The sequence below is a fragment of the Arthrobacter alkaliphilus genome (assembly GCF_021483235.1).
In the GTDB taxonomy this organism is placed as follows: Bacteria; Actinomycetota; Actinomycetes; order Actinomycetales; family Micrococcaceae; genus Arthrobacter; species Arthrobacter alkaliphilus.
The window spans coordinates 241136-257922 of the sequence record NZ_JAKEEC010000001.1 but is presented as its reverse complement, the minus strand read 5'-3'; the positions used below and the strand labels follow the sequence as shown (position 1 = coordinate 257922).

Genomic DNA, 16787 nt, shown 5'->3' with positions numbered 1-16787 from the left:
TGGGACAATTACTAGGTGACGCCGCCAGTCCTGGCGGTCAGTCGCGGGCGATTGCCACGAAGTCCTGACAAGGAGCACCGGTTTTGACAATGGTTTCCACCCCTGCGCGGGGAGATGCCCAGGTTTCTGCACTCGATGATGATGAAGTCGGCCGCATCCGCAACGACTTCCCCGTCCTCGGGCAGGAAATCAACGGCAAACCGCTGGTCTACCTGGATTCGGGGGCTACCTCGCAGAATCCCCGGAGCGTGTTTGAGGCCGAGCAGGAGTTCTATGAGCAGCGGAACTCGGCCGTCCATCGCGGAGCGCACCACCTCGCGGTAGAGGCTACGGACGCCTTCGAGGACGCGCGTGCCACCGTGGCACGCTTTGTCGGCGCGGAGGACGATGAGCTGATCTGGACCGCCAACGCCACCGCGGGGCTGAACCTTCTGGCCTATTCGTTTTCGAATGCCAGCGTAGGCCGGGCTGGCGGGGACGCCGGGCGCTTCGCCCTTAAGCCGGGCGACGAAGTCCTGGTCACCGAAATGGAACACCACGCCAACCTGATTCCGTGGCAGGAACTGTGCCGGCGGACCGGAGCGAGCCTGAAGTACATTCCAATCGACGACGCCGGTGCGCTGCGCCTCGAGGAAGCAGCACGCCTCATCACCCCGCGCACCCGGATCCTGGCCTTCACCCACACTTCGAACGTCCTGGGCAACATCAATCCCGTCGACGTGTTGGCTGGAATGGCGCGGGAAGTGGGCGCCCTCGTGGTCCTGGACGCCTGCCAGTCCGCACCGCACCTGCCCTTGGACTTCAAGGCGCTGGACGTGGACTTCGCAGTGTTCTCCGGCCACAAGATGCTGGGGCCTACGGGAATCGGCGCGGTCTACGGCCGCAGTGAACTGCTCAACGCCTTGCCACCGTTCCTGACCGGCGGTTCCATGATCACGACGGTGACCATGGAAGAAGCCCAATACCTGCCCGCCCCCCAGCGTTTCGAGGCCGGAACCCAGCCTATTTCGCAAGCTGTGGCCCTTGCCGCCGCGGCGAACTACCTCAGCGAAACGGGAATGGAGCGGATTGCCCTTCGTGAGGCAGAGCTTGGCCAAAGGCTTGTCACCGGCCTCAGCGCCATCGACGGCGTGCGCGTGCTGGGGCCCGGGCCGGGAGAAGAACGGACCGGTCTTGCCGCGTTCGACGTCGCCGGAGTGCACGCGCACGACGTCGGGCAGTACCTCGACGAGCTGGGCATCGCTGTCCGGGTGGGCCACCATTGCGCCCAGCCCCTGCACCGCAGGCTGGGCCTGAGCGCCTCGACGCGGGCCAGTACCTACCTGTACACCACATTCGACGAAGTTGACCTGTTGGTGGATGCGGTTGCCCGGATCAGGCCCTACTTCGGCGTGACGGCTGCCGGAGCCACATCATGAGCGGCCTGGACTCGCTCTACCAAGAGCTCATCCTGGAGCATTCGAAGGTGCGCAGCGGCGGAGACCTCGCCCGCCTTCCGGCTCCCGCAACAGGACCCTCCGGTGGCGAACAGAGCCACACCGGACAAAGCCACCAGCTCAATCCTGTTTGCGGCGACGAAATCACCCTCCGGCTGAGCCTTGGCACCGCCGGAGAAGGACAGACCGTCACGGAAATCCATTGGGACGGTGACGGTTGCGCCATTTCGATGGCGTCGGCTTCCATACTCAGTGAAATCGCCCCCGGCATGTCTCCGGTGTCACTTCGACACACGATCGATCATTTCCGGGAACTGATGCGTTCGCGCGGCAAGCTGGAAGCCGATGAGGACCTGCTCCACGACGCGGCCGCCTTGGCCGGTGTTGCTAAGTATCCTGCCCGGGTAAAGTGCGCCATGCTCGCGTGGGTTGCTGCCGAGGACGCGCTGCGCCAGGCCGAGGCGGGGCAGGGGTAGCACCGGTCTCTCTAGCGTGCATGGGTCGAGGTCGAGTACCGTCCACTCTATTTCGGGCCCTGGTCCGGTCTTAGCCTCGAAGCATGATCATCTTGGAGAGCAGGCGCGAATGGCGCCGTAGCCAGCACAGGGTCCGCCGGGCGGAATTCGTTGTTGTGGGGTTGTTGCTCACCCTCGTCGTCGCGACGGTTCTTGCCGCCATCGCGGGATTCGTGCAGTAAGGCCCAATGCTTCAACTCGGCCATGCTGCGCAAAGAAAAGCTCGGACCCACCGGTCCAAGCTTTTTGTACCAATGGTTTAGTTATCGCATCATTTGGGTACCGCTGCGATGAACACCCAAATTGTCATGAGACCCAGAATTGCCCAAATATAGATCAACGACCAGTTCTTCTCATGGGCTTTCCTGTGGGCCCCATGCCACACCCGTTCCATACTATTCGCGTCCATAGCAGCAAGGTATTCCTGCCGATACCGGCCAAACAGCGTGCCAACCACCCCAATTGAAAAGGGCATTACTCCAATTAAAGTACGGGCTACTCGTGTCCGTCCCGCCACCTCAGGCGCGGGTAAAAACGTCAGGGACGCCATCGCCGTCGTCGTCCCTTTGTTCCTCCCGCGCAACGCGGCGGTAGTGCCGGTTACGGGCTTTGAGGACGACGGCGGCAAGCACCGCAGCGGCGAGCGAACCGGCCAGGATGGCCACTTTCGCGTGGTCATTGTGCACGGAACCGGAGCCGAAGCCCAGCTCGGCGATCAGGAGGGAAACGGTGAATCCGACGCCCGCCAGCATCGCCAAGCCTGCGACGTCGATCCACTTGAGGCCCTCATCCAGCCGAGCACGGGTGGTCTTGGTGATGAGGAATGTGGTGCCGAAAACTCCAACCGTCTTACCCGCCACGAGGGCCAGGACAATGCCGACCGAAACAGGATCCCGCAGGGCAGCTCCCAGTCCCTCGGTGCCGCCCAGGGCTACCCCGGCCGAGAAAAACGCGAACACTGGAACCGCAAAGCCGGCGGAGAAGGGGCGCATGCGGTGTTCGAAGCTTTCGGCCAGCCCGGACGCCGGCTCGCCCTTCCTGCCCGAGGCCGCGACGGGTACGGCGAACGCGAGCAGGACCCCGGCCACTGTGGCGTGGATTCCCGAGGCATGGACGAACGCCCACGTGGTCGCCGCCAGAGGGAGCAGTAGGTACCAGCTGCGGACGCGTTTCTGGACCAGCAGGGTAAAGAGGGCCAGCGGCACGGCAGCGGCCAGAAGCATGACGGGCTCGAGGCCGTCCGAGTAGAAGAAGGCAATGATGCCGATGGCAATCAAGTCGTCCACCACCGCCAGTGTCAGCAGGAAGGTCCGCAGTGCCGCGGGCAAATGCGTGTTGATGACCGCCAGGACGGCCAGGGCAAAAGCGATGTCGGTGGCGGTAGGGATGGCCCAGCCCTTGAGCGTCTCCGTGCCCGACGCGAGATTGATGACCACGTAAATGAGCGCGGGAAGGACCACGCCACCGGCTGCCGCCGCCACCGGGACGACCGCTTTTGCCGGTCTCCGCAGTTCCCCGGCCACAAATTCACGCTTGAGCTCCAGCCCCGCGATGAAGAAGAAAACGGCCAGGAGCCCGTCCGAGGCCCAGTGGCCCAAACTCAGTTCAAGATGCCAGGGTGCGTAGCCCGCCGTGATGTCGCGCAGCGCGAAGTAGCCATTGGCAAGGGGCGAGTTCGCCCACACGAGCGCGGCCACGGTCGCGCCGAGCAAAAGTGCGCCACCAACGGTTTCCGTGCGCAGAATAGCCAGGACCCGTTGATATTCCGGGAAGCTGGATCGGCTGAAGACCCTCGACGGGGCAGCGGCGCGCGGGCGGTTCGCCATGAGGCTCCTAGGGGAGTGCGGGGTCGGCAAAACTATTGCCGACCAGACTTCCCGGCGCACCTGTGCTCAATTTTAGCGGAACGGTTGCCACCCCGCCGAGGGTTGGGACTACGCGAGAAGCCCCACGATGCCAATGACCGCCGTCGCGAGTCCGAGCACCATGGAGATGGTGACCAGCACGACGTGGACCGTGAGGAACTTCGTGGCCTTCCCGTTGGCATCGCGGGCACGGGGGTCCGACATGACCCGGCGCAGGAACTGTGGCCACACGATGAGCGACCATGCTCCGGCGACGATCAGTACGATCGAGAGCCCGGCAGCCAGCTGCATGCTAGTGGCTTTCGAGCCAGGCCTGGGCCTGCTGGGACTGGATGTTCAAGGCCTTGCCCACCATCGGTTCGGCTGCGTCGGCGATCTTGCCGCCGAGGAACGGAACCGACGACGTGACGGCGCCTTCGAGCTCGACACGGGTGCTGCCGCCGTCGGCCACCAAGCGCTGGGTCGCGGTGACATCCAGCGGTGCGCCCGAGATCTTCAGGGTGATGTTGCTGGTCCGCGAGCCGTCGGCGGTCGGGGCGTCCCACTTCTCGGTCTGGGTGACAGTAAGCTTCTCGCCGACGAACTTCCGGGCAATCTCGGGCAGGCGGGTGGTGGGCAGGGTGCGGACCGCGACGGTCGTGAAGGCGCCGGAGGTGTCGCCGTCGATCTGGAAGGATTCCAAGGTGCCGCCGACATACTCGCTCGTGTGGCGCAGGAAGTCTTCGTCGATGAAAGTAGCGGTTACGCGGTCGACGCCGTAGGGCAGGGTGGTGGATGCGTTCAGGGCCATGGGGTCCTCCGTGAATATCTCGATTGAAAGCTCTTGCGGCTCCCAAACATCCTACGGTGTGGTCGGGGTAGGCTAGGAACGCCCCGGGATTCGAGAGAATTTCGGGTTTTCGTGCTGCCTTCCCGATCCGACTTCCCCGTTCCAGGAGAGCCATCCATGAGCCCCAAAGGCCAACCGTCAGCGGTCAATCCAGGAATCAGTCCCGCCGGCACCGTCCCATCCCTTGACGGATTGCGTCGGGCCCTGGCTGAGGACAAGACCTTCGCGCGGGTCCGGCCCGAGGCCTCACGGACCTTTGCCGAACGCAGCAGCGACTACCAGATCAGCGCCCCTGCGGGCTTGCGGGCCGCGCTGCTCGCGGAAATGGCGGACGGCCTTGCGACCCTGGACCGGGAGGACAGTGCCGTGGTGCTGGCCGTGACGGCGACTGGCCGCGAAGCGGAGGACCTCACCGCGGCCTTGGGCGCCTATCTTCCGGCGGACTCGGTGGCGGCCTTTCCCAGCTGGGAAACGCTGCCGCACGAGCGGCTCTCCCCGCGCTCGGACACGGTGGGCCGCAGGCTCTCGGTCCTCCGCCGATTGGCCCACCCGGAGAGTTCGACGGCGGGCCCCTTGCGGGTGGTGGTGGCGCCGGTTCGCGCAGTGGTCCAGCCGGTCGTGGCGGGCCTCGGAGAGCTGGTCCCGGTGACGTTGCGCGTGGGGCAGGAAGTGCCCTTTAGCGACGTCGTTCGCCGCCTTGCCGACGCTGCCTACTCGCGCGTGGACATGGTGACCCACCGTGGGGAATTCGCCGTCAGGGGCGGTATTCTGGACGTTTTCCCGCCCACCGAGGACCACCCGATCCGGGTGGAATTCTTCGGCGACGAGGTGGACCAGATGCGGTGGTTCGCTGTGGCGGACCAGCGTTCACTCTCTGGCCCGGCCGTGCACCACCCAAGCGAACTGCACGCCCCGCCCTGCCGGGAAATCCTCATCACACCATCGGTCATGTCCCGGGCCGCCAAGCTCAAGGCCGGGATGCCGGCCGCCGCGGACATGTTGGAAAAGATCGCGGGCGGGATCGCCGTCGAAGGCATGGAGTCCCTGGCTCCGGTGCTGGTGGACGCCATGGTGCCTTTCGTGGACCAATTGCCGGCCGGTTCCATCGGCGTAGTCATCGAGCCGGAGAAGGTCCGGACCCGCGCCCATGACCTCGCGGCCACCAACGAGGAGTTCCTTGAGGCAGCTTGGTCCACGGCGTCCGACGGCGGGACGGCCCCCCTCGATCTCGACTCGGTACTGGGCTCCCAGGCGGCCTCGGCTTTGAACGCGGCCAGCTTCCAATCCTTGACGGACACCCGGAGCGCGGCACTGGCCCACGGCGTGTCCTGGTGGTCCATCACCTCCTTGGCGACGGACGAAGAACTGGTCCTCGACATCGATGTCCTGAACCTGCACGCCCGCGAACCGCGCGGCTACCAGGGCGACGTCGCTGAGATGCTCGAGTTCATCGGCTCCCACGTGCGCGACCAATGGCGCATCGTGGTGGCCACGGACGGGCCGGGCCCTGCCCAGCGCCTCGCCGAGTTGTTCCATGATGCCGACATTCCGTGTTCCCGGGTCGATTCCCTGGCCCACGAACCCCAGGCCGGCATCATCGAGGTGACTACGGCCGCCGTCGGACGCGGTTTTGTGCTGGACGGGCTCAAGCTGGGGCTCCTCACGGAAGCCGACCTCCTGGGCCGCACCTCGGCCGGGTCCACGAAAGACATGCGGCGCATGCCCTCGAAGCGGCGCAACGCAGTGGACCCCCTGCAGCTGCACGCCGGCGACTTCGTGGTCCACGAACAGCACGGGATCGGGAAGTTCGTGGAGCTGATCCAACGGAAGGTGGCTGGTTCTGCGGGTTCGCCCGGAGAAGACGGCGGTCTTCGCGAGTACCTCGTGCTCGAGTACGCGGCGTCCAAGCGTGGAGCCCCCGGCGACCGGCTTTTCGTGCCGACAGACCAGCTGGACCAAGTGACCCGCTACGTCGGGGGCGACACGCCGTCGTTGAGCAAGATGGGCGGGGCGGACTGGGCGAGCACCAAGTCCAAGGCCCGCAAGGCCGTGAAGGAAATCGCGGGCGAGCTCATCAGGCTGTACTCGGCACGCATGGCCTCCCGCGGACACGCCTTCGCACCGGACACGCCTTGGCAGCGCGAACTGGAAGAAGCCTTCCCGTACGTGGAAACCCCGGACCAGTTGACCACCATCAACGAAGTCAAGGCCGACATGGAACGCGAGATCCCCATGGACCGCCTGGTCTCGGGCGACGTCGGCTACGGAAAGACGGAAATCGCGGTCCGGGCCGCGTTCAAGGCCGTGCAGGACGGGAAGCAGGTCGCGGTGCTGGTTCCCACCACGCTGCTCGCCCAGCAGCACTATGAGACCTTCACCGAGCGCTTCTCCGGATTCCCCCTGCGCGTCAAGCCGCTGTCACGGTTCCAAGGCGCGAAGGAAGCCAAGGAAACCATGGAGGGAGTCAAGAACGGCTCCGTGGATGTGGTCATCGGCACGCACCGGCTCCTGTCCAAGGACTTCGAGTTCAAGGACCTTGGCCTGGTGATCGTGGATGAGGAACAGCGCTTCGGCGTGGAGCACAAGGAAGCCCTCAAGAAGATGCGCACCAACGTGGACGTCCTGGCGATGAGCGCCACGCCCATCCCGCGTACCTTGGAGATGTCCCTCACGGGGATCCGCGAAACGTCCACGCTGGCCACGCCGCCGGAGGAGCGGCACCCGGTGCTGACCTACGTGGGGCCGTTCACCAACAAGCAGACTTCCGCGGCCATCCGGCGTGAGCTCATGCGCGAAGGCCAAGTGTTCTTCGTCCACAACCGGGTCTCCTCGATTGAGCGCATCGCTGCCCAGATCCGCGAACTCGTCCCCGAGGCCCGGGTGGAAGTTGCTCACGGGCAGATGTCCGAGAGCCGCCTCGAAAAGATCATCGTGGACTTCTGGGAGAAGCGCTTCGACGTCCTGGTCTGCACCACCATCATCGAGACCGGCCTGGACATCTCCAATGCCAACACGCTCATTGTGGATGGCGCAGACAAGTACGGGCTCTCCCAACTCCACCAGCTGCGCGGCCGCGTGGGACGTGGCCGCGAACGCGCGTACGCGTATTTCCTCTACCCTTCGGAGAAGCCCTTGGGCGAAGTTGCCCTGGAACGGCTCAAGGCGGTCGCTACCCACAACGAGCTCGGCGCGGGCATGCAACTGGCCATGAAGGACCTCGAAATCCGAGGCGCAGGCAACCTCCTCGGCGGGGAACAGTCCGGGCACATCCAAGGGGTCGGCTTCGATCTGTACATCCGCCTGGTGGGCGAAGCCGTGGCCGAGTACCGCGGCGAGGCTGAAGAGAAGGCAGCCGAAATGAAGATCGAGCTGCCAGTCAATGCCCACTTGCCGCACGACTACGTGCCGGGCGAACGCCTGCGCCTGGAGGCCTACCGGAAACTGGCAGCCGCCATCACCAACGAGGCGATCGACGAGGTCTTGGCCGAACTCGTGGACCGCTACGGCGAGCCGCCGCTGCCGGCCCAAAACCTCATTGCCGTGGCCCGCTTCAGGGTGGGCGCCCGCGAGGCCGGGCTGTCCGACGTCGCGCTCCAAGGAAACTTCATCCGCTTCTCGCCCGCCCAGTTGCCCGAGTCGAAGGTTATGCGGCTCAACCGCATGTACCCGGGTTCGCAGGTCAAGCCGGCCTTGGACGCCGTGCTGATCCCCAAACCGAAGACGGCGCGGATCGGCGGCCGCGACCTGCAGGACGCCGAAATCCTGGAGTGGGCCAACAACGTGATCGACGCAGTATTTTCGACTGCGCCCGCCACGCCGACCGCAGGCTAAGCGATGATGGGAGGACACCACGCCGCGTCCGGGGCCGCGGCGTGGATAGCTATCGCCTCGACCGGCCCGTACGCACTGGGCTGGTACCCGCTCGACGCCGCCGGCGTCCTCATCGGAGCGATGACGACGGCGGGAACCGCGCTCGTGTGCGATTGGGACCACCGCTCAAGCACCATCGCCCACGCCCTGCCGCCGCTGTCCAACGTCATCGCCGTCGGGATCGAGAAGGCCAGCGGAGGGCACCGGCAGGGAACACATTCACTGCTGGGCGCATCGGCGTTTGTTGTTCTCGCGGCTATGGCGGCCCAGTTCCAGCTGGGTACTCCGGTGGGCCGTTTGTCCGTGGGCGCGGGGCTGTTGTGCATGTTCATGATCAACCTGGCCGCCAAAGCCCTCAAGCTGTTCCCCAACTCGGGGTGGATCGCCAACTGGGTGTTCGCCCTTGTCATGGCCGGGCTGGTCACGTGGTTCGCCCCGCACCAGTGGAGCTGGCTGCCCTTGGCCATGCTCACCGGCGTCGTGGTCCACATTGTGGGCGACATGATCACGGTCGGGGGAGTGCCGTTGCTGTGGCCCATCGTCATCAAGCCGCCGAAGTTCTGGCGCCAGCTGCCCCTGGTCAGCGGGATCTGGCGGTCCAACGGCGCATTCTCCATTCCCCTGCTCGGACGGGCCGGTTCGCGGAGGGAATGGCTGGTCCTGATTCCCGTGAGCGGCTACGCCATGGTTGGGCTTGGCCAGGCGGCGTGGGCGTTGCTCCGAAACCAGTGGCCGGCACTCCTGGCCCTCGTGGTGGGGCCGGGTGGTTGACGGTGGAATTTAGAACTTGGATGGTCCACCGGCGCTGACGGTTCCCACTGCGTTGCCTGCCTTGTCCGCTGCACCCGGTGCCGGACTGTAAACCGGAGTAGCCGGTGAAAGGCTAGTTCCCGCCGTACCACCCGAGCCGTTGGAGGTGAACGTGATGACCAGCGTCCCGGTGGACTGGGTCCAGTCCATGGTCGCCGCGAAGGTCCGCGCCGCAGTGCCTTTGTTGTAGGCGGCATTGAGGGAGACGCTGCCAAATGCGGGTGCCGTGCAGCTCGAACTGAAGAACGTCAGTACGTTGCCAGTGCTGATGCTCGCGGTGCCGGTGACTGACTGGGTGGCGGAGGTGGAATTCCAGCCACTGCACAGGGTGTGTGCGTCCATGTCCGTCGAAAAGACGATGGTGAGCGTGTCGCCGCTATCGGCTGTCTTGGCCGTGCCGCCGTTGGCCATCGTGACGGCGCTGACCGTCGGGGCGGTGGTGTCGATCGTGACAGTCTGGGTCTGGGCGTTGCTGGTGTTCCCTGCGATGTCGGTCGCGAAGTAGGACAGCGTGTGCGTGCCTTCGCCGCCGATGTTCACTGCAGCTGTGGCACCGGTGACGGAGACTTGGCTGCCGCCGTCGATGGCGAATTTGATGTTCGCGACGCCCGAGCCGCCGGAGTCCGTCGCGCTGAGGTTGACTGTCACCGGGCTTGCCTTGTTGTAGCCCAGGGAATTTGGCGTGGGGGAGATTGATGCGACCCCCACGACGGGAGCTACGCTATCGATCTTGATCGTCTGGGTTTGCGGGGTGCTGGAGTTCCCCGCGACGTCCGTGGCGAAGAAGGATACGGTGTGGGTTCCGTTGCCGCTGACATTCACTGCCGCTGTGGACGCGTTGACCGTAACTTGGCTGCCGCCGTCGACCGTGTAGTTGATGCTCGCGACGCCGGAGCCGCCTGTGTTGTCCACGGCGCTCAGGTTCACGGTTACCGTACTGGTGTTGTTGTAGCCTGCGCCATTCGGCGTCGGGGAGATTGAGCTGACGCTGATGGTAGGTGGCGTCGAATCACTAATGACGCCACCGCTCCGTGCGCTCTCCGCGCCTGTCCAGAGGGAAATGACGGGGGTGACCGCGTAGTACCAGGTCCCGCCCGGCACGCTTTGTTCGGTGCAGCTGAGGGCGGTTACCGTGCCCGCGCAACCGCCTCCCGCGGCCACTTGGGTCCCGCCTGAGGCGCCTGAGTAGCGGGCGACCGTGTAGCCACTGGCCGGGTGTCCGCCCGGGGTGGTCGCCGCGGCCCAGCTGAGGGTGACATTCGTGCCGCTCAGTGAAGCGGTTGGTACGCTGCCCTGCGGCAGGCTGTCCGCTTTTGCCGCGCCGAAGTTGCTGCTGCTGAGCGTCTGCCAGAAGGCGTTGGCTGCCGGCCCGCCCCACGAGATGAAGAGCACCGCAAGCAGCGTCCATGTGGCGCGACGGCGCAGGGCTTTCCTACGTTCGCGGTGTACGGGCTGCTGGGGCGTGATCATTTGCGGACCGCCATTGTCACTGGAAGGTGGAACACGGCGCCTTGGCAGCTGGATTGGGAAGCCGTTGACATGGTTGCCGCGCCGGGAAGGGTGATGAGTATGGAGGAATTGGCCGGTATGGACACCGCCGGTGTCAAGGGAGCGGCCGGAGCGTTGAACGTCACGCCCGTGGTAGTGCATGCGGCATGCTATGCATCTGCGGTGACTGATCCGTTGGCGGTGAAGCTGTACACCTGCACGGCGAAGGCATTTGGGTTGCTTGCGCGGACAATCACGTCAGCGCTTCCACCTGGGACCAACGCTGTCGCAGGCGAGTCACCGGCAACCAAGGCGTCCACAGTGACTGTCTGCATGGTGCCGTTGGCTGCCGAGCCGCTGCCGATGCCAATGGTGTTCCAGTAGGCGTAGGCGGTGCCGACACCAAGGACCAGGCTCAGCAAGATGGCCGTCAGGGCTGCTTTGGCTGCAGCTTTGGCCGCAGCCAAAGGGGCTTTTTTCATCCGACTTTTCGCGTTCATGTCAGTTTCCCTGCGCCGTTCCCGAGTAGGAAAGCTTTACCGTGGCGCCTTTGCAACCGTCTTGGTTGAGCGGAGAGTTCAGCATCCGGATTTGCGGCCATTGAGTTTCGGGTATGTGGAGGGTCGAGAGGGACGACGTGCCCGGCGGCACGGTGAACGGGTAGCTGCCGCTGAATTGGGTCACGGCGTAGTCCGAGGGACTGCAGGGCCGGTTGTTCAGCACGGAGTCTGCGGTCCTGGTAATTCCCGCAACGGAAACCGTCAATCCGGTAATTCCCATGTTCGAATTGCCCGGATTTGCCAATTGAAGGTCAATTGATGACCCATATCCTGGGGCCAGGAGTTTTGCGGGGCTGCCGGAAATGCTGAACAGCGCGTGTTGGCCGGCCGTCACGGTGAGGGAAATATCGACGGCGGACTGTACCGGACCGCTGTTGCCCTTGAGACCCACCGTGTATGTTCCAAGGGGCGTCGCGGAGGAAGTGGAAACGGTAAGCGTCGCTGACGCCGCGCCGGGTCCGACTGCGACAGCCGCCGGCGAAAACGACGCCGTGGCACCTACCGGCAGCCCCGAAGCCGACAACGAAACGGTGCCGGTAAACCCACCGCTTGGCTGGACTATCACGTTGTAGCTCGCCGACGTGCCTTGCGTGACAGACCTCCCGTTAGGCGACGCCTGCACCGTGATGCCTTTTTGGGTGCCTTGGTTGGTGTTTCCATTGCTACTGGCTGCCAGGACGACGCCGGACGTGAGGGTCACCAAAAGAAGACCCGCCAGGAGGACTTTGGCTCCGACGCGGATGATGCGGTTCGCTGAGCGGAGCAGCTCTTCAACCTTCGGCACCGGTACCTCCTTGGACTCGTGGTGGGTGATCTTGCATTGGCTTTTGGACAACTAAAAATTGATAACCAGGCGGCAACAGGCTGGTGGGCCGCTGAGGTGGCCCACCAGCCTGGCTGTTAGACGCTGCCGACAGTAATGGTCACGGTTGCGCTCTTGCAGGCGTCCTGGTTCGCGGGATCGTTCTTGAAGGTAAGGGTTCCGCTTCCCACCGAGGTGCCGGTCGAGTTCGGAGCGACGGCGGAATTCGACGTCACGGCGGTGACATCGAACCAGCTGGCGAGGCAGTGCGCGGGATCGCTCGTGGATACTGTTGCGGAGAGGGCCCCGACCACCGTTCCCGTGTTGCTTCCGTTGTCGGCCGTGTACGCCACCGCGGTGGAGTTGCCTGGTGCCAAGCCGGCGTTGAAGGTTGCATGCAAGGTCACGGTTCCGCCGCCTGACGAGTTGGCCGCCGTCCCGGAACCAGTTCCAGTGGTGGTCCAGTAGGCGTAGGCGGCTCCGCCGCTTGCTGCCACCAGGGCCACTGCTGCTGCGGCCGCGTAGACTTTTCCTTTTTTGCTGAATTTGCGCATGAGTGAGACTCCTTTTTGAATTGGTATTCCCCGGAATAAGCGACATCGGGCAAGGAATGCGAATTACCAATCCCCGTTGGACTGCCCATTCAGTCGATAACCAAATGCTGGCATGCGTAGTGTTTAACTAACAACGAGTGGTACTACTTGTTTTTTGCGACGTTTCGGGCGGGAAATTGCCGATTCAGGAGTCCGGCTACTTGGAAGGCCCGTGCCGGGGCTGGCTGCCCGGTGTCTTAAACGAAAGTGGCCCCGGACCGAAGTCCGGGGCCACTTTGCAGTTGAATCCTAGCTTTCGCCGGCCGAGTCGGAGCGGCCCAAGATGGTCTGCGGGATCCAGAAGGCGAGGCCGAAGAGGACCAGGCAAACGGCCATCGGCCAGGTGTTCTCCAAGGTCAGGAAAGTCAAGGAGTAGATGGCGCCAAGGAACAGGGCCATGCTGAACACATAGAGCAGAAGGCTCTGGCCCAGGGGGTTTTCGTTTTCGATGGGCTGGCTGGCGTTCTGGGACATGCTTTCCTCCTCGGCCCCTGGGGGCTCAAAAACTGTGGCGGCTGCCGGGAAACTCAGTACGCGGATGAACCTTGTTCACCTTTGACGATGGCAATTCCGGAGCTCGCACCGATACGTGTTGCACCAGCAGCAATCATAGCCTGTGCATCGGCCAGGGAACGTACTCCACCCGAGGCCTTGACACCGAGATCCGGGCCCACGGTCTTGCGCATGAGGGCTACGTCTTCCACCGTGGCGCCGCCGCCATTGAAACCGGTCGAGGTCTTCACGAAGTCCGCCCCGGCCTCCACCGACGCCTCGCAAGCCAGGACCTTCTGCTCGTCAGTCAGCAGGGCAGTTTCGATGATCACCTTGAGGATGGCTCCGCCTGCGTGGACCGCCTCGGCTACTGCCGTGATGTCATCCACCAGCGCGCCTTTGTCCCCGGCGCGGGCCGCGGCGATGTTGATCACCATGTCGATTTCATCTGCACCATCCAACACGGCACCGCGTGCTTCGAAAGCCTTGACGTCGCTGGGGGTGGCGCCGAGCGGAAAGCCGACAACCGAGCAGGTGAGGACACCGGAACCCTTGAGTGCCGTGGTGACCGTCTTGACCCAGATCGGATTGACGCATACCGACTTGAACTTGTACTCAGCCGCCTCGGCACAGACTTGGCGCACCTCGGCTTCGCTGGCCTCTGGTTTGAGAAGAGTGTGGTCGATGTATGAAGCGATGCTTGCACTGTTGTCCAGTGTGCTGGCGGCTTCGTTGCTCATGGAGGTCCTTCCGTGGCGGGCCCGGTGTGCCGCAAGGGTCGCGGCTCATCAAATGACCATCTTGCCACACTGCCCGGCCACCGTGGAGGCGCCCACAGAGGTGCCGCGGGGCCACGCATTTAGGCTGTCCGGGCGCTGCCCCGCCCCTCAGGCCGCGGCGACGGCGGAGCCAGCGGAAGGCCGGAGACGCGTGGAACCGTCCGCGCGGAGCCGGGCGTCTTCCTCAAGCCGGGCAGCGCAGTGTGACGCTGCGGCTTGCGATGACAAGACAAGCCCGAGGCGCATGCCATCACGGGAGGCGGCGTCCCCGATTGCCCAGATGCCTGGCACCGACGTGGCGAAGTCGCGCCCCACCCGGATGCCGCCGTCGGGCGCTGTTTGCAGCCCGGCGCTTTCAGCGAGCCCGTTGCGGGGGAGCCGTTCCTCCGCGAGGACCACAAGGTCGCCGTTCATGCTGCTGCCGTCCTCGAAAACGATCCCGGTGGCCGGGAGGGCCGAACCGGCGACGGACGGCATGATCGCAGTCGGACGCAGGGTGGTACGGATCGGACGGACTCCGCGGGCACGCAGGACGGCTTCTGCTTGACCGGCTGCCGGGCCGGTGCCAACCAAGATCCCCAGCGGACGACGGCCCAGGAACCTTCTGATGTCCTTGACCGCAGTGCCGATCTGCTCGGCGTCGTCGATGGTGGAGTAGTTGAGGCTGCGTGCTGCGCCTTGGATCGGCGGATACATGGGGGAGGAGCCGGTGGCAATCACGAGCTGGTCGTAGGGAAACTCGAGGCCTTCGGTTGTGGTCACTGTGCCGGCCTGGACATCGATGAAGCTAGCGGGTTGGCCGAAACGCACTGAGACCTTTGGGAGGGCAGCGAGCTCCAGGAGCGCCTCCGGGCACTCGTCGCGGTTGCTCAGGACAGTGATGGTGCCTTGGAACTGTGCCGGTGCCGGCTGTTGCGGAGTAGTGCCGTCGCCTGCCAGACTGCGGACCAGGGCCTGGGCTGCGGGCCCGGCTCCGGCGATCACGAGGTGGACGGAGCCTGCGGACGGGGTGGTGGACATGGTGGGTCCCTTCGCTGAACTGAGCTGTGGCTGATGCGCCTATGCCCAGCGTAGGCGGCGGGTTTTTCGGTGGTATTTCACTGTTGTTGCCATTTGCCGGTGTGCTGTTCCCTGATGGTTACCAGCCGGTAATGAGCTGGGTCACATGGCTGCGAGCCGGGGGAGACGCCCGGTCAATTGTGGGGGGTCGTGGGGATGCCCGGTCAGTTTTTGGGGGGTGGTGGTGGGGATGCTCGGTCAGTTGCGGGAGGTGGTGGGGCGATGCTCGGTCAGTTGGGTGAGGTGGTGGGGCGATGCTCGGTCAGTTGGGTGAAAGATCTGACCGGGGGTTGGCCGGGAGGGCGCCGGAGGTGACCGGGGGTTGGCCGGGAGGGCGCCAGAGGTGACCGGGGGTCGGCTGGAGGGGGCCCGGATCTGACCGGGGGTTGGCCGGGAGGGCGCTAGAGGTGACCGGGGGTCGGTGGGGAGGGGCCCGGATCTGACGGGGGTCGGTGGGGAGGGGCCCGGATCTGACGGGGGTCGGTGGGAAGGGGCCCGGATCTGACCGGGGGTTGGTGGGCTTAGACCCGCAACCGGTAGCCTCTCTTGACCACGGTTTCGACGAGCTTTCCGTCCGGCAGCGAGGACCGCAAACGGCTCACCGTCATGTCCAAGGCATGGACTGATCCGCGCAATTCCAGAAGCTCGGAAAGTGCCTCGCGTGAAAGCACGGCGCCCCCGGCCCCCATCAGCGCCCGCAGCAGGAGCAGCGGAGCCGGGGCCAGTTCCACCACGGAACCATCGATCCGCAAGGAACGGCCCCGAAGCTCGATGTTCCCGGACGGAGTATCCAGCCGGCGGACGTGGTTCAGTGCCAGATGCTCGGTGACGAGGCGGATGAGCGCGCCCATGCGGTAGCGGTCCGGGATGAGTGGGCTGACCCCGGCGTCGATCAGCGGCTGTGCGGTGACGGGTCCGACGACGGCAACGGTCACCTGGGTCTTGAGTGCCTCGACCAGCTGGCGGTACACGCCCATTTCGTGGGCCGTGCTCCACATGGCGTCTGCCGCGGGCGCGCTCGTAAAGGTGAGCACATCCAAGTCTCCGCTGCAGGCGGCTTCGATGAGGCGCGGCAACTTGTCTTCGCCGTCGGGCTTTACCCAGCGGTATGGGGTGACGGTGAGGACCGTTGCGCCCGACATGCGGAGGCGCTCCAGCTGGCGGACGTCGGTGTAACCGTGCAGTTGCACAGCGACGGTCTTCCCCCGGACGCCTTCCTGCAGGAGCATGTCCACCAGGGTGGCGGTGGTTTCGTCACTGCTGATCCCGACGTCGGCAAGGCCTGCCGCGCGGACCGCGCCGCGGGCTTTCGGTCCGCGCACAAACATCCGGCAAGCGCCAAGGACGTCGAGCAGCTGTTCGCCGATCCCGAAGGAGTCCGCGGCCTCGCACCAGCGCCGCATGCCGTAGGCCGTGGTGGCGATGCAGATGTCGGGCTTGGCCGCGATGATCGTTTTCGTGTCCTCGACAAGGCTGATGTCTTCTTGGACGGGCGCGATCTTCAAAGCCGGAGCGTGCAGCACGGAAGCGCCCCGCCGCTCGAGCGCCTCGATCAAGTCACGTGAACGCCTGTGCGAAGTCACTCCGATGCGGAAACCGTCCAGCGGCGCATCGTCGTTTGGTCCGGGCGCCGCCAACGGCGAGCCGGCATCGATGGAATCAAGTGCGTTCAACGTAGTCATGTGTGTT

Annotated in this window: 16 protein-coding genes; 5 read left to right on the top strand and 11 right to left on the bottom strand. The window is 64.9% G+C overall.

Going from position 1 to position 16787, the window contains the following annotated elements; all coding sequences use genetic code 11:
- The first annotated feature begins 83 nt into the window (after positions 1-83).
- The 3 genes from L0B83_RS01240 to L0B83_RS01230 all read left to right on the top strand — a co-directional run bounded on the left by L0B83_RS01240 (position 84) and on the right by L0B83_RS01230 (position 2133).
- Positions 84-1418: an aminotransferase class V-fold PLP-dependent enzyme gene (locus L0B83_RS01240; protein WP_234756234.1), complete on the top strand. Its 1335-nt coding sequence runs from the start codon at positions 84-86 to the stop codon at positions 1416-1418.
- Positions 1415-1912 carry a Fe-S cluster assembly sulfur transfer protein SufU gene (gene sufU / locus L0B83_RS01235; RefSeq protein ID WP_234756233.1) on the top strand — a complete coding sequence of 166 codons (498 nt, stop codon included), beginning with the start codon at positions 1415-1417 and terminating at the stop codon, positions 1910-1912. Before L0B83_RS01240 ends, sufU begins: the two co-directional genes overlap by 4 nt.
- An 83-nt stretch (positions 1913-1995) precedes the next feature.
- Positions 1996-2133: a hypothetical protein gene (locus L0B83_RS01230; protein ID WP_234756232.1), complete on the top strand. Its 138-nt coding sequence runs from the start codon at positions 1996-1998 to the stop codon at positions 2131-2133.
- 336 nt (positions 2134-2469) lie between these two features.
- On the opposite strand, the gene nhaA is transcribed toward L0B83_RS01230, so the two are convergent.
- From nhaA to L0B83_RS01215, 3 genes are all read right to left on the bottom strand, one after another.
- Positions 2470-3777: a Na+/H+ antiporter NhaA gene (gene nhaA, locus L0B83_RS01225; protein ID WP_234756231.1), complete on the bottom strand. Its 1308-nt coding sequence runs from the start codon at positions 3775-3777 to the stop codon at positions 2470-2472.
- Between the two features lie 108 nt (positions 3778-3885).
- Positions 3886-4107 carry an SCO4848 family membrane protein gene (locus tag L0B83_RS01220; protein ID WP_234756230.1) on the bottom strand — a complete coding sequence of 74 codons (222 nt, stop codon included), beginning with the start codon at positions 4105-4107 and terminating at the stop codon, positions 3886-3888.
- A gap of 1 nt (position 4108) precedes the next feature.
- On the bottom strand, positions 4109-4606 hold the full coding sequence (locus L0B83_RS01215; RefSeq protein WP_234756229.1) for a DUF2505 domain-containing protein: 498 nt from the start codon (positions 4604-4606) through the stop codon (positions 4109-4111).
- 156 nt (positions 4607-4762) lie between these two features.
- Between L0B83_RS01215 and mfd the strand changes: the two genes are divergently transcribed.
- Positions 4763-8476 (top strand): transcription-repair coupling factor, encoded by a 3714-nt coding sequence (gene mfd, locus L0B83_RS01210; RefSeq protein WP_234756227.1) that lies wholly within the window; start codon positions 4763-4765, stop codon positions 8474-8476.
- Between the two features lie 3 nt (positions 8477-8479).
- On the top strand, positions 8480-9286 hold the full coding sequence (locus L0B83_RS01205; protein ID WP_234756225.1) for a metal-dependent hydrolase: 807 nt from the start codon (positions 8480-8482) through the stop codon (positions 9284-9286).
- A gap of 9 nt (positions 9287-9295) precedes the next feature.
- On the opposite strand, the gene L0B83_RS01200 is transcribed toward L0B83_RS01205, so the two are convergent.
- The 8 genes from L0B83_RS01200 to L0B83_RS01165 form a co-directional block, all read right to left on the bottom strand.
- Positions 9296-10795, bottom strand: a complete 1500-nt coding sequence (locus L0B83_RS01200; protein ID WP_234756223.1) for an OmpL47-type beta-barrel domain-containing protein — start codon at positions 10793-10795, stop codon at positions 9296-9298.
- A 188-nt stretch (positions 10796-10983) separates the two neighbouring features.
- Positions 10984-11313 carry a hypothetical protein gene (locus L0B83_RS01195; protein ID WP_234756221.1) on the bottom strand — a complete coding sequence of 110 codons (330 nt, stop codon included), beginning with the start codon at positions 11311-11313 and terminating at the stop codon, positions 10984-10986.
- 1 nt (position 11314) lies between these two features.
- Positions 11315-12157 (bottom strand): COG1470 family protein, encoded by an 843-nt coding sequence (locus tag L0B83_RS01190; RefSeq protein WP_234756219.1) that lies wholly within the window; start codon positions 12155-12157, stop codon positions 11315-11317.
- 116 nt (positions 12158-12273) lie between these two features.
- On the bottom strand, positions 12274-12729 hold the full coding sequence (locus L0B83_RS01185; protein ID WP_234756217.1) for a hypothetical protein: 456 nt from the start codon (positions 12727-12729) through the stop codon (positions 12274-12276).
- Positions 12730-13017: 288 nt separating this feature from the next.
- Positions 13018-13242 (bottom strand): hypothetical protein, encoded by a 225-nt coding sequence (locus L0B83_RS01180; RefSeq protein WP_234756216.1) that lies wholly within the window; start codon positions 13240-13242, stop codon positions 13018-13020.
- Positions 13243-13295: 53 nt separating this feature from the next.
- Positions 13296-14000: a deoxyribose-phosphate aldolase gene (gene deoC / locus L0B83_RS01175; protein WP_234756215.1), complete on the bottom strand. Its 705-nt coding sequence runs from the start codon at positions 13998-14000 to the stop codon at positions 13296-13298.
- A gap of 147 nt (positions 14001-14147) precedes the next feature.
- Positions 14148-15059, bottom strand: a complete 912-nt coding sequence (locus L0B83_RS01170; protein ID WP_234756214.1) for an FAD-dependent oxidoreductase — start codon at positions 15057-15059, stop codon at positions 14148-14150.
- 560 nt (positions 15060-15619) lie between these two features.
- Complete coding sequence (locus tag L0B83_RS01165; protein WP_234756213.1) at positions 15620-16780, bottom strand: uroporphyrinogen-III synthase; 1161 nt, start codon at positions 16778-16780, stop codon at positions 15620-15622.
- Between the last annotated feature and the right edge of the window lie 7 nt (positions 16781-16787).